Raw genomic sequence first — 13,688 nt, forward strand, 5'->3', positions numbered from 1 at the left:
TTTGGCGGAAGAAAAAAGGAAAGGCATGGCCACCATCGAACGCAGTCAGCAGCTCGATTTCGACGCACCCGTTGACGCCGTCTTGCGCATGCTGACGGACGCGGATTTCTATCGCGCCAAGTACGAGACGCTGGGATTCGAAGCGCTGAAGGTGACCGAAGAGAAGGCCGGCGACGCCGACTTCGCCGTGCGTGCCAACTACCGGACGCAGACCGAGCTACCGCTGCCCGGCTGGGCACGTAAAGTTATGCCCGACACCATCCAGGTCGAGCAGATCGATCAATGGCAGCAGGATGGCGCCGCCGGCAACATCACGATCCGAATCCAGGGCACGCCGGTGCAGATCGAGGCGCGCATGGGGCTCAAGGACCGGGGCGGAGCGTCCTCGAATCACATCGACTGGCGCTTCAGCTGCAGTGTGCCGCTGATCGGCGGCCGCGTCGCCGAGCTGTTGGCCGATGACGTCTGCAGCAAGGCGGAGCGCGACCACGAGTACGGTCGCAAGCGTGCGGCGGAGTACCAGGAGTGAGTCCAACACCCGGCAAGGACAAGTCGCGGAAGGACGAAGATCGTTTGAGCTTCATGCAGTTGCTGCAGAGCGTGCTCGCGGCGCTGCTGGGCGTGCAGAGCGAGTCGGCTCGGACCCGCGACTTCAGCAAGGGTCGGCCGCTGCATTTCATTATCATCGGTGTGGCGGCGACAGTGCTTCTCGTGCTTATTTTCGCCGGCATCGTGCGCCTGGTCCTGAGCGTCTCGGGCGCCGGCTGAGCTAGTCGGCGAGGCCCTTCAGGCGATAGAGCAGCTCCAGCGCTTCGCGCGGGCTGAGCGCGTCTGGGTCGGCTTCCGCCAGCAACGCGCGCAGGCGGTCGTCGCCGCCACTGCCAAAGAGCGGGATCTGCGGAGCGTCCGCTGCCGGAGCAGCAGGCTGGGTCTGCTCCAGTCCCGCAAGTACCTCGCGCGCCCGAGTCAGCACTTCGGCCGGAACGCCGGCCAGCCGCGCCACCTGCACGCCGAAGCTGCGGCTGGCCGCCCCTGGGCGCACCTGATGCAGCAGTACGAAGCGGTCGCCGTACTCGGCGGCCTGCAGATGCAGATTGCCGATGCCCGCAAAGAGCTCGGGCAACTCGGTAAGCTCGAAGTAGTGCGTGGCGAAGAGGCACAGGCAGCCATTGCGCTCGGCCAGCGCCTCCGCCGTGGCCCGCGCCAGCGCCAGGCCGTCGTAGGTGCTGGTGCCGCGGCCGATTTCGTCCATCAGCACCAGACTGTGGCCGTCGGCGTGGTGCAGGATATGGGCGGTTTCGGTCATCTCCACCATGAAGGTGGACTGCCCGCCGGCCAGATCATCGGCAGCGCCGATGCGCGTGAAGATACGCCGGATGTCGCCGATGGTGGCGGCATCTGCCGGCACGAAGCTGCCGGCCAGCGCCATCAGCGCAATGAGGGCGGTCTGACGCATGTAGGTCGATTTGCCGCCCATGTTGGGGCCGGTGACGATCTGCATCCGCGTAGCGGCATCCAGGCTGGCGTCGTTGGCCACGAAGGCGTGATCGGCCTTGATCTCGACGACCGGGTGCCGGCCGCCGGTGATGCGAATCTCGGGCGCGTCGCTGAGCTGCGGGCGGACGTAGCGGTTGGCCTCGGCGCGTTCGGCGAGGCAAGCCAGCGTATCGAGCTCGGCCAGCGCCGAGGCGGTGGCACGCAGCGCCGCCAGCTCGCCGACGAGGCTGTCCAGCATGGCGTCGAAGAGCTCGCGTTCCCGCGCCAGCGCGCGCTCGCGTGCGGACAGCACCTGATCCTCGAAGTGTTTCAGCTCCTCGGTGATGTAGCGCTCGACGTTCTTCAGCGTCTGGCGGCGGCTGTAGTCGACCGGGGCATCGGCCGCCCGGCCGCGCGGAATCTCGATGTAGTAGCCGTGCACGCGGTTGTAGCCGACGCGCAGGGTGTCGATGCCACTGCGCGTCCGTTCACGCGTCTCCAGCTCGGCGAGAAATCCGTCGGCGTTGGTCGACAGCGCGCGCAGCTCGTCAAGGGTGGCGTCGAAGCCCTCGGCGAAGACGCCGCCGTCCTTCACGGATTGCGGCAGCGTTGCGGCGAGCGCCTTGTCGAGATGCTCCGCCAGTTCGCGGTGGGGACCGAGGTCGCCGGCGAGTGTCTGAAGGCGCTCACAGTCCAGTGGCTGCAGGGCGTCGCGCACGGCGGGCAGCGCCGCCAGCGTCTCGGCCAGGGCGGCGAGATCGCGCGGGCGCGCGCTTCTCAAGGCCACGCGCGCCAGCGCGCGTTCGATGTCGTGGACCTCGCGCAGGCTGCGGCGCAGCCCGGCGTGGCGGCCGCCATCAAGCAGGCGCTCGATGGCGTCATAACGCGCGGTGATCTCGGTGCGGTCGCGCAGCGGATGCGCCAGCCAGGCGCGCAGGCGCCGGCTGCCCATGGCCGTGGCGCAGCGATCGAGCACGCCGACCAGGCTGTGGCCTTCCTCGCCGGCCAGCGAGCTGGTGATCTCGAGGTTGCGCCGGCTGCCGGCGTCGATGTGCAGCGCGCGCGCCAGATCCTCGGTACGCAGCGCCGTGATGTGGGGCAGGGCGCTGCGCTGGGTATCGCGCACATAGGCCAGCAGCGCCCCGGCTGCGGCGACGGCCGCCGGCAACTCGTCGCAGCCGAAGGCCTTGAGGTGGGGCGTGCCGAGTTGGCCGCAGAGCAGCCTGCGGGCGGTGGTGGGGTCGAAATGCATGCCCGCCCAGGCCACCGCACCGTCGGTGGCGGCATCTTCTGGCATGAGCAGTTCGGCCGGCTGCAGACGCGCCAGCTCGGCCGCAACGGCGTCGGATTCCGTGTTCTGCAGGCAGGCGAAGTCGCCAGAGGCGAGGTCGAGCCAGGCGAGGCCCTCGGCTTCGCCGTGGCGGCAGTGTGCGGCCAGCAGCGTTGTGCGTGTGGGCTCCAGCAGCGCCTCATCGGTGGTCGTGCCGGCGGTGAGAATGCGCACGACCTCGCGTTCCACCGGGCCCTTGCCGCCGGGCTCGGTCATCTGCTCGGCGATGGCGATGGACTCGCCCATTTTCAGCAGGCGTGCGGCGTACTGCTCGAGAGCGTGCACTGGCACGCCGGCCATGGGGATGGGCTCGCCGGCGGACTCGCCGCGCTTGGTCAGGGTCAGCGCGAGCAGGCGTGCGGCGCGCTTGGCGTCGTCGTAGAAGAGCTCGTAGAAGTCCCCCATGCGGAAGAAAAGCAGCCGCTCGGGATGCTGCGCCTTCAGGCGCAGGAACTGCTGCATGACCGGGGTATGGGCCTCGATGCCGGCGATATCGCTCATGCGGGGCAGACGGTGATGGATGGCGAGCCGCGGATGCTACAGGCAAGCGCACCCGTATGGCGCGCCACGACGTACCATGCGGCCATGAGTCAGGACGCCGGTATTGCCGATCATGTCGCCACCATCGCCGAGACGCTGCTCGCGCGCGGGCAGTGGCTGGCGACCGCCGAATCGTGCACCGGCGGTGGCATCGCCGCGGCCTGTACGGATCGCGCCGGCAGCTCGGGCTGGTTCGAGCGCGCCATGATCAGCTACAGCAACCGCGCCAAGCAGGAGATGCTCGGCGTCGATGCCGGATTGATCGAAGCGCACGGCGCCGTCAGCGAGGCCGTCGTCGAAGCTATGGCGGCAGGCGTGCTGGCGCGCGCGCCGGTGCAGTGGAGCATCGCCGTCAGCGGCATCGCCGGCCCGAGCGGCGGCAGCGCCGACAAGCCGGTGGGCACGGTCTGCTTCGGCTGGGGCACCCCGCAGGGGGTGGTGGTGGAGACGCGCGTGCTGCCCGGAGACCGTGCGGCGGTCCGCGCAGCGACGGTTTTGCACGCGCTTGCGGGGCTGGCCGCCCGGCTGTGAAATAATCGCGCGTCTGGGAACCCCCGAACGCTAGGCAGCTATGGACGACAACCGCAAGAAGGCGCTGGAAGCAGCGCTGTCGCAGATCGAAAAGCAGTTCGGCAAGGGCGCGGTCATGCGCCTCGGCGCCGACGACCCGGCGCGCGATGTCGCATCCGTGTCCAGCGGCTCGCTGTCGCTGGATGTGGCGCTGGGCATCGGCGGTCTGCCGCGTGGCCGCGTCATCGAGATCTACGGCCCGGAATCTTCGGGCAAGACGACGCTGACCCTGCACGCCATCGCCGAAGTCCAGAAACTGGGAGGGGTCGCCGCCTTCGTCGACGCCGAGCATGCGCTGGATACCGGCTACGCCGAGAAGCTGGGCGTCAAGGTCGACGATCTGCTGATCTCGCAGCCGGACACCGGTGAGCAGGCGCTGGAGATCTCGGACATGCTGGTGCGCTCCGGCGCCGTCGACGTCGTCGTCATCGACTCGGTGGCCGCGCTGACGCCGAAGCAGGAGATCGAGGGCGAGATGGGGGATTCGCTCCCCGGTCTGCAGGCGCGCCTGATGAGCCAGGCGCTGCGCAAGCTGACGGCCAACATCAAGCGCACCAACACGATGGTGATCTTCATCAACCAGATCCGCATGAAGATCGGTGTGATGTTCGGTTCGCCGGAAACCACCACCGGCGGCAATGCGCTTAAGTTCTATTCTTCGGTGCGTCTCGATATCCGCCGCACCGGCACCATCAAGAAGGGCGACGAGGCGATGGGCAACGAGACCCGCGTCAAGGTCGTCAAGAACAAGATGGCGCCGCCCTTCCGGCAGGCGACCTTCGAGATTCTCTTCAACGAGGGCATCTCGCGGCACGGCGAGCTGGTCGAGCTGGGCGTGGAGAACAGCCTGATCGAGAAGTCCGGCGCCTGGTACAGCTACAAGGGCGACAAGATCGGGCAGGGCAAGGAGAACGCCAAGCAGTTCCTGCGCGACAACCCCGAGGTTGCCGACACTATCGACCGCGAGCTGCGCGAGCTGCTCCTTCCCAAGCGCAAGCAGCGTGCCGAAGCGGAGCCCGAAGCGCAGGAATAGCGGCGAGCCGCCCTCGGCCAAGGCGCGCGCGGTGGATCTGCTCTCCCGCCGCGAGCACGGCGCCGAGGAGATGACCCGCAAGCTGGCCGCGCGTGGTCTGGATGCCGCCGAAGTGCGGCAGGCCGTCGCCGAGCTGTCCGAGGCCGGCTGGCAGTCCGACGAGCGCTATGCCCAGGCCGTCATTCGCCAGCGTGCAGCTCAAGGCTATGGCCCGCGGCGCGTGCGCTTCGAGTTGTCGCAGGCCGGTGTCGCGGAGGCGGCCGTCGAGGCAGCCATGGCGGCGGAGGCCGTGGACTGGCTGGAAGTCGCGCGCGACTGGGCGAGCCGGCGGCTGGCGGCGACTGCCGATGCACGCGAGCAGGCCAAGCAGTGGCGCCGGCTGGCCGGGCGCGGCTTCGAGGAGGCTGAGGTACGTGCCGTAATGCGTGAAGGGCCTGGCTCCGCAGCCGACTAAGGGCGGGATTGTCGACGGCTATCAACGCCCGGGGCGCGAAGCCATCGCGCCATCGGCTACCATACCGCCTCTTTTGCCCGCGCCGCGGACCCATGGACAGCAATACCCTGCGCAGCCGCTTTCTGAGCTACTTCGAGGCGCGCGACCACCGTGTCGTGCCGTCGGCCTCCCTCGTGCCCACCAATGACCCGACGCTGCTGTTCACGAATGCCGGCATGGTGCCCTTCAAGGAGGTCTTCCTTGGCCGCGAGAAGCGCGATTATCAGCGCGCGGCGAGCAGCCAGCGCTGCGTGCGCGCCGGCGGCAAGCACAACGATCTCGAGAACGTCGGCTACACGGCGCGGCATCACACCTTCTTCGAGATGCTGGGCAATTTCAGCTTCGGTGACTATTTCAAGCGCGAAGCCATCGTCTATGCCTGGGAGTTCCTAACCTCCGAGGAATGGCTGGGCCTGCCGGCCGACAAGCTGCTGGCTACGGTCTACGAAAGCGACGACGAGGCCTATGCCGTCTGGCGCGACGATATCGGCCTGCCCGAGGCGCGCATCCTGCGCATCGGCGACAAGCCCGATGGCGGCTCGGACAACTTCTGGCAGATGGGCGACACCGGCCCCTGCGGGCCCTGCAGCGAGATCTTCTTTGACCACGGCCCCGACGTTCCGGGCGGCCCGCCCGGTACCCCCGAAGAGGACGGCGACCGCTTCATCGAGATCTGGAATCTGGTCTTCATGCAGTACGACCGCGCCGCCGACGGCACACTGACGCCGCTGCCGGCGCCCAGCGTCGATACGGGCATGGGACTCGAGCGGCTGGCCGCCGTGCTGCAGGGCAAGCATTCCAACTATGACACCGACGCCTTCCAGCGTCTGATGGCGGCGGCGGCCGAAGTCCTGGGTGTGCCGCAGGACAATGCCGCTTCGCTGAAGGTCATCGCTGACCACATCCGCGCCACCAGCTTCCTCATCTGCGACGGCGTGCTGCCGGGCAACGAGGGGCGCGGCTACGTGTTGCGCCGGATCATCCGGCGGGCGGCGCGTCATGGCCACAAGCTGGGCGCGCGCAGCCCCTTCCTGCATCGCCTGGTCGCGCCGCTGGGCGAGGTCATGGGCGAGGCCTACGGCGAGCTGGCGACGATGCGCGAGCAACTGGAGCGCACGATCCATGGCGAGGAAGAAGCCTTCGCGCAGATGCTTGATCGCGGCCTGAAGTTGCTCGACGAGCAGCTGCAGCAGCACACCGGCAAGATCCTGCCGGGCGAGGTGGCCTTCCACCTCTACGACACGCACGGTTTTCCGGTCGATCTCACCGCCGACATCCTGCGCGAGCGCGGCATGCACGTGGACATGGAAGGCTTCGAGGCCTCCATGGCAGAGCAGCGCAGCCGCGCGCGCGCGGCCAGCCGCTTCGAGGGCGACTACGGCCAGCTGCCGGAAGATCTGGCGCCATCCGAGTTCACCGGCTACGAGGCCCTGGAGCATGGCGCCGTCGTGCAGGCCATCCTGATCGATGGTCAGCCCGCCGAGACGCTGGAGGCCGGGCAGGGTGGTCAGGCCGTGGTTTTCCTCGACCGGACGCCTTTCTACGGCGAAGCCGGCGGGCAGGTGGGCGATACCGGCGTTATCAGCGCGCCCGGCACGCGCTTCGAAGTGCGCGACACGCAGGCGCTGCGCGCCGCCACGCCCGGTCACATCGGCGAGTTGGCTGAGGGAAGGCTGCGCGTGGGCGATCACGTCAAGGCCGAGATCGATGCCGATCGGCGCGGGCAAGTTGTACGCAATCATTCCGCTACGCATCTGCTGCACGCCGCGCTGCGCAAGGTGCTGGGCACGCATGTGGCGCAGAAGGGCTCGCTGGTGGCACCCGAGCGCCTGCGTTTCGATTTCTCGCACACGCAGCCGGTGAGCGCCGAGGAGCTGACGCGCATCGAGGACGAGGTCAACGCGCAGATCCGCGCCAATGTCGCAGCCGAAACCGATGTCTGTGCCTATCAGGAGGCCATCGACCGCGGCGCCATCGCCATGTTCGGGGAGAAGTACGGCGACACTGTGCGCGTGCTGGCGCTGGGCGACTACTCAGTTGAGCTATGCGGCGGCACGCACGTGGCGCGCACCGGCGACATCGGCGCCTTCCGTATCGTCCACGAGGGCGGCGTCTCGGCTGGCGTGCGACGCATTGAGGCCATCACGGGCGAAGCCGTGATCCGGCATATGCGCGACACCGAATCCCGCCTGCGCGAAGCGGCCGAGCTGCTGCGCGCCACGCCGGACGATCTGGTCAGCAAGCTGCAGGGCCTGGTCACGCGCAACCGTGAGACCGAGCGCGCGCTGCAGCAGGCGCGCGACAAGCTCGCCCAGGGCACGGGCGGCGATCTGCTGGCGCAGGCCAAGGAGATCGCCGGCGTCAATCTGCTTGCCAGCCGCGTGGAAATCGACGACGCCGGTGCACTGCGCGGAATGATGGACAAGCTGAAGGAGCGCCTCGGCAGCGGGGTCATCGTTCTCGGCGCCGAGAAGGATGGTAAGGCCGTGCTCATCGCCGGCGTGACCAAGGATCTCACCGACAAGCTCTCGGCGGGCGCTCTCATCAAGGAGATCGCCGCGCAGGTCGGCGGCAAGGGCGGTGGCCGGCCGGATATGGCGCAGGCCGGCGGCCCGCAGCCCGAGCATCTCGACGTCGCCCTCGGCAAGGCTGCCGACTGGGTCGCCGCGCAGCTGGAGGGCTGACATGGCGCTGCTCGTCCAGAAGTACGGCGGTACCTCCGTCGGCGACACCAAGCGCATCTGCCACGTCGCGGACAAGGTCGCGGCGGCGCGTGCGCGTGGCGACCAGGTCGTGGTCGTGGTTTCGGCCATGTCCGGAGAAACGAATCGCCTGATTGGGCTGGTCGGCGAGGTAAGCGCGGCCCCAAGCCAGCGAGAGTACGACCAGATCGTTGCCACGGGCGAGCAAGTCACCATTGGCCTGCTCGCTATTGCACTGCAGGCGCGCGGCGTTTCGGCGCGCTCCTTCCTCGGCCACCAGGTGCCCATTCGCACCGACAGCGCACACGGCAAGGCGCGCATTCGCAAGATCGAGACCGAGGCGCTGCGCGTCACCCTCGACGAGGGGGCGGTGGCCGTGGTCGCCGGCTTCCAGGGTGTGGATGACGCCGGTAATATTACGACGCTGGGTCGTGGTGGCTCCGATACCACGGGCGTGGCGCTCGCCGCTGCGCTGGGCGCCGATGAGTGCCAGATTTACACTGACGTCGACGGCGTCTACACCACCGACCCGCGCGTCGAGCCGCGTGCACGCCGACTGTCCCAGATCACCTTCGAAGAGATGTTGGAGCTGGCCAGTCTCGGCTCCAAGGTGCTACAGATCCGTGCCGTCGAATTCGCCGGCAAGTACCGTGTTCCCTTGCGCGTGCTGTCGACTTTCGAGGAAGGTCCCGGCACGCTGATCACCCTAGATCAGGAGTCCAATGGCGTGGAAGAACCACTGATTTCCGGCATCGCCTTCAATCGTGACGAGGCGCAGATCACGCTGCAGGGTGTGCCCGACCGGCCCGGCATCGCCGCGCGCGTGCTCGGCCCCATCGGTGCGGCCAACATCGAGGTCGACATGATCGTGCAGAACGTCGGTGCCGATGGTACGACGGACTTCACCTTCACCGTGCACAAGAACGATTACGCCCGCGCCCGCGCCCTGATGGACGATATCTGTCGCGATCTGGGCGCGCGCAGCGCCACCGGCGACGACAATATCGCCAAGCTGAGCGTCGTCGGCGTCGGCATGCGTAGCCATGCCGGCATTGCCTCGGAGATGTTCAACGCGCTGGCCGCCGAGAACATCAATATCCGTATGATCTCGACCTCCGAGATCAAGATCTCGGTGGTCATCGAGGAGAAGTACGTCGAGCTCGCCGTACGCACGCTGCACCGAGCTTTCCGGCTCGACGAAGAGTCCGCGGTAACGCCATGATTCGATATAACTATATAGGAGCACCCCCTTGCTGATTCTTACCCGTCGCGTCGGCGAGACGCTGAATATCGGTGATGATGTTTCGCTGACGGTATTGGGCATCAAGGGCAACCAGGTGCGTATCGGCATCAAGGCCCCGCCGGATGTGGCTGTGCATCGCGAGGAAGTCGCCGAGCGCTTGCGCCAGGGCGAAGTCTCCCGAAAGAAGAGCGAAGACGAGGAAGATTGAGGCGCGTTGCGCGCAGCGGGAAGACAGCGCTGCCGCAAATCCTTACAATGCGCGCACCGGCTTGACGGCCGGCACAGTGGAATGATCACGGAGAGATGGCCGAGCGGTCGAAGGCGCTCCCCTGCTAAGGGAGTATGGGGCTAACACCCCATCGAGGGTTCGAATCCCTCTCTCTCCGCCAAGCAAACGAATCCGGTGGCCAGGCGCAACGCACGAGTGGCGCCAAGTGCCCAGGATTCGAACCCTCGATAAGACAGTGCCCGGGTTCGACCACCCGGCGGCAGCCGGGTGGCGCGAGGGAAGCGAGCCCGAAGGGCGGTGGCGCAGCCGCCGCAGTCCCTCTATCCCACAAGTGCTCGTTTCCGGCTGATCGGTCCGGAGCAAGGCGCGTCGCATTCGGGCCGCAGTGCCCGCGCCGCCTGGAGAAGCTCTACGTCCTAGGTGAGCCCGAACAGCCCCATGCGTCTAGCCGAAGCGCTGGCGGCGTTCCGCAAGCGCCGCTTCCACGCCGCGCTCGGCCACGGTCGCGAAGAAGCTCACGAAGCTCTCACTCTGGTGAAAGACGGCATCGAGATCCGCGGCTTGCTCCCCCGAGGCGAACAGCCCCATGTTCTCGTAGAAGCAGCTGGTCGCCTTCTTGAGCAGCGTCAGGTTGGCGGTCGGGGTTCGCGCCACGTCCTGCGCCAGCTCGTTGACGGTCCCATCCAGCTGGTCCGGTGTTACCACCCGATTGACGAGGCCAAGGCGCTCCGCCTCGGTCGCGCTGAACAACCTTGCTGTGTAGAGGAACTCCCGGGTTTTGCGCATGCCGATCAGCATGGGCCAGAGGAACACCGTCGGCGGGATGCCGAGATCGCGGCTGGCTGGATGACCGAAGCGGGCGGAATCGGCCGCCACCACAAGGTCACACATGGCGATGAGCTCTCCGCCGCCGGACAGGCACAAGCCCTGTACCTGGGCAATGATCGGTTTGGGGAACTTCCAAATTGTCCACCAGTACTCCAGTAGCTCCCGGATATCCTCGCGATCGCGGGCGATGTCCAGGCGCCCACCGGACTCAGCCGGGTTCTGTGAAAGGACCCAGTCGCCACCCTGCAAGTCGTAGCCGGTGGTGAAGGCTTTTCCGGTCGCCTTGAGCACGACGACGGAAATCGCGTCGTCGTGGCGCACGGCCTCCAGCTCGGCCTTTAGATCAGCCAGGAAGCTGCGCGTCATCGCGTTCAGTTTGTCTTCGCGGTTGAAGGTGACGGTCAGGATGTTGCCGTCGCGGGATGACAGCAGATTGGAGTCGCTCATGATCGCAGGCGAGGGGAACGATGCTGGATGGACGGGTGACTCGCCCGCGATGTGCTCGGGCCGAGACGCCGGGGCTAAGGAAAGTCGCGCGTCACGGTCTGCCCGGCGCGCACGCGGACGTTGGCGGTCGCGATGAAGTTGACGTCTGCTTCGACCTCGTCGGGGTCCGGGTCGTCTATGCCGGCATCGCAAGTGACCGCGATGGTGTATTCCCCGTCGTCGATCGCCTCAATGCGATAAGGCGCGCCAGTGATGTTGACGTTGCGCGGCACCTTTGAAACCAGCGGAGGATCGTCGCTCCCGAGCGTGGTCGGGGACTGGTCGAAGCCTTCGTAGACATAGACGCCGGGGCTGCACTGGGCTCGGTTGACGACATTGGGGCCTAGGGTGCCCGCGATGGCGCCGGCATCCCCGGTTACGACGGCCCGCATCTGAGGAATAAAGCGTAGTCGAGCATTACCGATATCCTCATCGTTCTCGCGCACACTGCGACGGAGGTCGAGATCGAGAAGCAGGTTCTCGCTGTCGAAGTCGTCGATCGAGAATTCGACCTCGAAGCGCGCCTCTTCTTCTTCGTAGCGGATGTCGAGCTGATCGCCGTTGAAACGGGCTGCCGGACGGCCACCGCCGGTATTCGTGGGGGGCTCGAAGCGGAGTTGCACGGCGCGATAATCGTCGGCATCGACGCGCGCGGCATCGATGAGGGTGATGCTGTTGCCGTCGCGCAGGGGGACAATGTCGATCACGCGCGGCGGATCAAAGTCGAATCGCGTGGTGTCGCCGTCCTCGTGCTCGATATCGACTCCCGCAAGACCGATCTCGAAGCGAGTGAGGTCGTCAGCGGGTGCGTCGGTAAGGCGGATGGTGATCTCGCCTTCCTCGCAGGCAGCTAGAAGCAGGGCAAGAGGCGTCAGCAGAAGAAGTGTGCGCACGGAGATGCCGGTATCCGATGGAAGGTGGCTCAGGGGGAGGGAACAGGGCGATGGCGCGTTGACGTCGGATCGCGCTACGAACACTATAGATTGCTCTTCATAGGGATGCATGCATGGCGGTCAATCCGCAGGCAATTGCCGCAAACAAAGGCTATCTCGGAGGTCTCGCCCGGCGCATGGTCGCCGAGGGCGTGCTCAGCGAGGAGCGGGCGCGCGCCGCACAGCAGCGCTTGCAAAAGGGTGATCAGTCCCTGGTCTCCTACGCCGTCGAGCAGAACTGGGCTTCAGCGCGCCGGCTCGCCAGCGTCGCCAGCCGCGAGTTCGGACTGCCGCTGGTGGACCTCTCGGCGCTTCACTTCGACCCCGCGCTCGCCGAGGAGATGGGCGAGAAGCTGCTGCGCAAGCATCGGGCGCTGCCCATTCACAAGCGCGGCAAACGGCTCTTCGTGGCGCTATCGGATCCATCGCAGATCCAGATCCTCGAAGAGATCAAGTTCGCGACCGGCCTGCAGGCCGAAGCGGTGGTGGTCGAGGACGACAAGCTGGGAAAGGCTCTCGAAACCGCGCTCTCAGCGGCCGATGCCGCCAGCCTGTCGGCCGATGAGGCGGGGCTGGAAGATCTCGATCTCGAGAGCCAGGAGGTGGATCAGAAAGGCGTCGAGGCTACAGCCAGCGAGGCTGAAGATGCGCCAATCGTCCGGTACATCAACAAGATCCTGCTCGATGCGATTCGACGCGGGGCCTCCGATATCCACTTCGAGCCCTATGAACGCTTCTTTCGCGTGCGCATGCGTGTCGACGGGCAGCTCAAGGAGTTCGCCAAGCCGCCCATCCAGATGGCGAATCGACTGGCTGCGCGCCTGAAGGTACTGTCGCGGCTGGATATCGCGGAGCGCCGTGTGCCGCAGGATGGTCGCATCAAGCTCAGACTCTCGGCGCAGCGCTCCATCGACTTTCGCATGAGCACCTGCCCGACGTTGTGGGGCGAGAAGATCGTGCTGCGTATCCTCGATTCCAACAGCGCGATGCTCGGCATCGAGGCGCTGGGCTACGAGGACGACCAGCGCGAGCTCTACGAGAAAGCGCTGCAGCGGCCGCAGGGAATGATTCTTGTGACTGGCCCCACCGGTTCGGGCAAGACGGTGTCGCTGTACACCGGCATCAATATTCTCAACCAGGAAGGCGTGAATATTTCCACGGCCGAGGACCCGGCCGAAATCAACCTGCCCGGTATCAACCAGGTCAACGTCAATCCACGCGTCGGCCTGACCTTTGCCTCGGCGCTGAAGGCTTTCCTGCGCCAGGATCCGGACGTGATCATGGTCGGCGAGGTACGTGATCTGGAAACCGCCGAGATCGCCATCAAGGCCGCGCAGACCGGCCACCTGGTTCTCTCGACATTGCATACCAACGATGCGCCGCAGACGCTGACGCGCCTGCTCAATATGGGCGTGCCGGCCTACAACATCGCCTCCAGTGTCAGTTTGATCATCGCTCAGCGCCTCGCGCGCCGCCTTTGCCAAGTGTGCCGCAAGCCGGCTGACATCCCGCGCCTGGAGCTGATCAAGGAGGGCTTCAGCGAGGAGCAGGTCGATTCTGAGGACTTCCAGATCTTCGAGGCGAACGTCGAAGGCTGCGAGGAGTGCAACAACGGCTACAAGGGGCGGACGGGCATCTATCAGGTCATGCCTGTGACCGAGGCCATCGGCCGGATCATCATGGAAGGCGGCAATGCGATCGACATCGCGGATCAGGCGGAGAAGGAAGGCGTGCGTGATCTCCGCCAGTCCGTGCTCAAGAAGGTGGCGGATGGCGCCATCGACCTCAAGGAAGCCAACCGCGTGACGGTCGAATAGGCGCGGCAC

12 protein-coding genes and 1 tRNA gene are annotated in these 13,688 nt (G+C 66.5%); 10 read left to right on the forward strand and 3 right to left on the reverse strand.

The annotated features are described in order from the left end of the window. The first annotated feature begins 25 nt into the window (after window positions 1-25). Together U743_RS05735 and U743_RS05740 are read left to right on the forward strand one after the other, a co-directional pair. Window positions 26-529 (forward strand): DUF2505 domain-containing protein, encoded by a 504-nt coding sequence (locus U743_RS05735; protein ID WP_043766283.1) that lies wholly within the window; start codon window positions 26-28, stop codon window positions 527-529. 53 nt (window positions 530-582) lie between these two features. Further along, window positions 583-768 (forward strand): DUF2970 domain-containing protein, encoded by a 186-nt coding sequence (locus U743_RS05740; protein WP_052368393.1) that lies wholly within the window; start codon window positions 583-585, stop codon window positions 766-768. A 1-nt stretch (window position 769) separates the two neighbouring features. On the opposite strand, the gene mutS is transcribed toward U743_RS05740, so the two are convergent. After that, window positions 770-3,307, reverse strand: coding sequence for a DNA mismatch repair protein MutS (gene mutS, locus U743_RS05745; protein WP_043766285.1), 2,538 nt, complete (start codon window positions 3,305-3,307; stop codon window positions 770-772). An 84-nt stretch (window positions 3,308-3,391) separates the two neighbouring features. On the opposite strand from mutS, the gene U743_RS05750 reads away from it, so the two are divergent. From U743_RS05750 to U743_RS05780, 7 genes are all read left to right on the forward strand, one after another. Then, the gene (locus tag U743_RS05750) at window positions 3,392-3,877 is read left to right on the forward strand and encodes a CinA family protein (protein WP_043771322.1); all 486 of its coding nucleotides are present in this window, start codon (window positions 3,392-3,394) and stop codon (window positions 3,875-3,877) included. Between the two features lie 40 nt (window positions 3,878-3,917). Then, entirely contained in the window at window positions 3,918-4,949 is a 1,032-nt protein-coding gene (gene recA, locus U743_RS05755) for a recombinase RecA (RefSeq protein ID WP_043766287.1), read from the forward strand. Beyond that, entirely contained in the window at window positions 4,918-5,403 is a 486-nt protein-coding gene (locus U743_RS05760) for a regulatory protein RecX (protein ID WP_043766290.1), read from the forward strand. The genes recA and U743_RS05760 overlap by 32 nt, the downstream gene beginning before the upstream one ends. A gap of 92 nt (window positions 5,404-5,495) precedes the next feature. Continuing rightward, window positions 5,496-8,126, forward strand: a complete 2,631-nt coding sequence (gene alaS, locus U743_RS05765; protein ID WP_043766292.1) for an alanine--tRNA ligase — start codon at window positions 5,496-5,498, stop codon at window positions 8,124-8,126. Window position 8,127: 1 nt separating this feature from the next. Then, window positions 8,128-9,366 carry an aspartate kinase gene (locus tag U743_RS05770; RefSeq protein ID WP_043766295.1) on the forward strand — a complete coding sequence of 413 codons (1,239 nt, stop codon included), beginning with the start codon at window positions 8,128-8,130 and terminating at the stop codon, window positions 9,364-9,366. A gap of 28 nt (window positions 9,367-9,394) precedes the next feature. After that, window positions 9,395-9,595 (forward strand): carbon storage regulator CsrA, encoded by a 201-nt coding sequence (gene csrA / locus U743_RS05775; protein ID WP_043766296.1) that lies wholly within the window; start codon window positions 9,395-9,397, stop codon window positions 9,593-9,595. 89 nt (window positions 9,596-9,684) lie between these two features. Then, window positions 9,685-9,776 (forward strand) — tRNA-Ser (locus U743_RS05780). 284 nt (window positions 9,777-10,060) lie between these two features. Here the strand turns inward: U743_RS05780 and U743_RS05785 are convergent. Further along, window positions 10,061-10,891: an enoyl-CoA hydratase/isomerase family protein gene (locus U743_RS05785; RefSeq protein WP_052367582.1), complete on the reverse strand. Its 831-nt coding sequence runs from the start codon at window positions 10,889-10,891 to the stop codon at window positions 10,061-10,063. Window positions 10,892-10,965: 74 nt separating this feature from the next. Further along, window positions 10,966-11,823, reverse strand: coding sequence for a DUF4382 domain-containing protein (locus tag U743_RS05790; RefSeq protein WP_043766298.1), 858 nt, complete (start codon window positions 11,821-11,823; stop codon window positions 10,966-10,968). A 113-nt stretch (window positions 11,824-11,936) separates the two neighbouring features. Here U743_RS05790 and pilB point away from each other — a divergent pair, with 113 nt between their 5' ends. Continuing rightward, entirely contained in the window at window positions 11,937-13,679 is a 1,743-nt protein-coding gene (gene pilB, locus U743_RS05795; protein WP_052367583.1) for a type IV-A pilus assembly ATPase PilB, read from the forward strand. The last annotated feature ends 9 nt before the right edge of the window (window positions 13,680-13,688 follow it).

Source organism: Algiphilus aromaticivorans DG1253 (assembly GCF_000733765.1).
GTDB lineage: Bacteria > Pseudomonadota > Gammaproteobacteria > Nevskiales > Nevskiaceae > Algiphilus > Algiphilus aromaticivorans.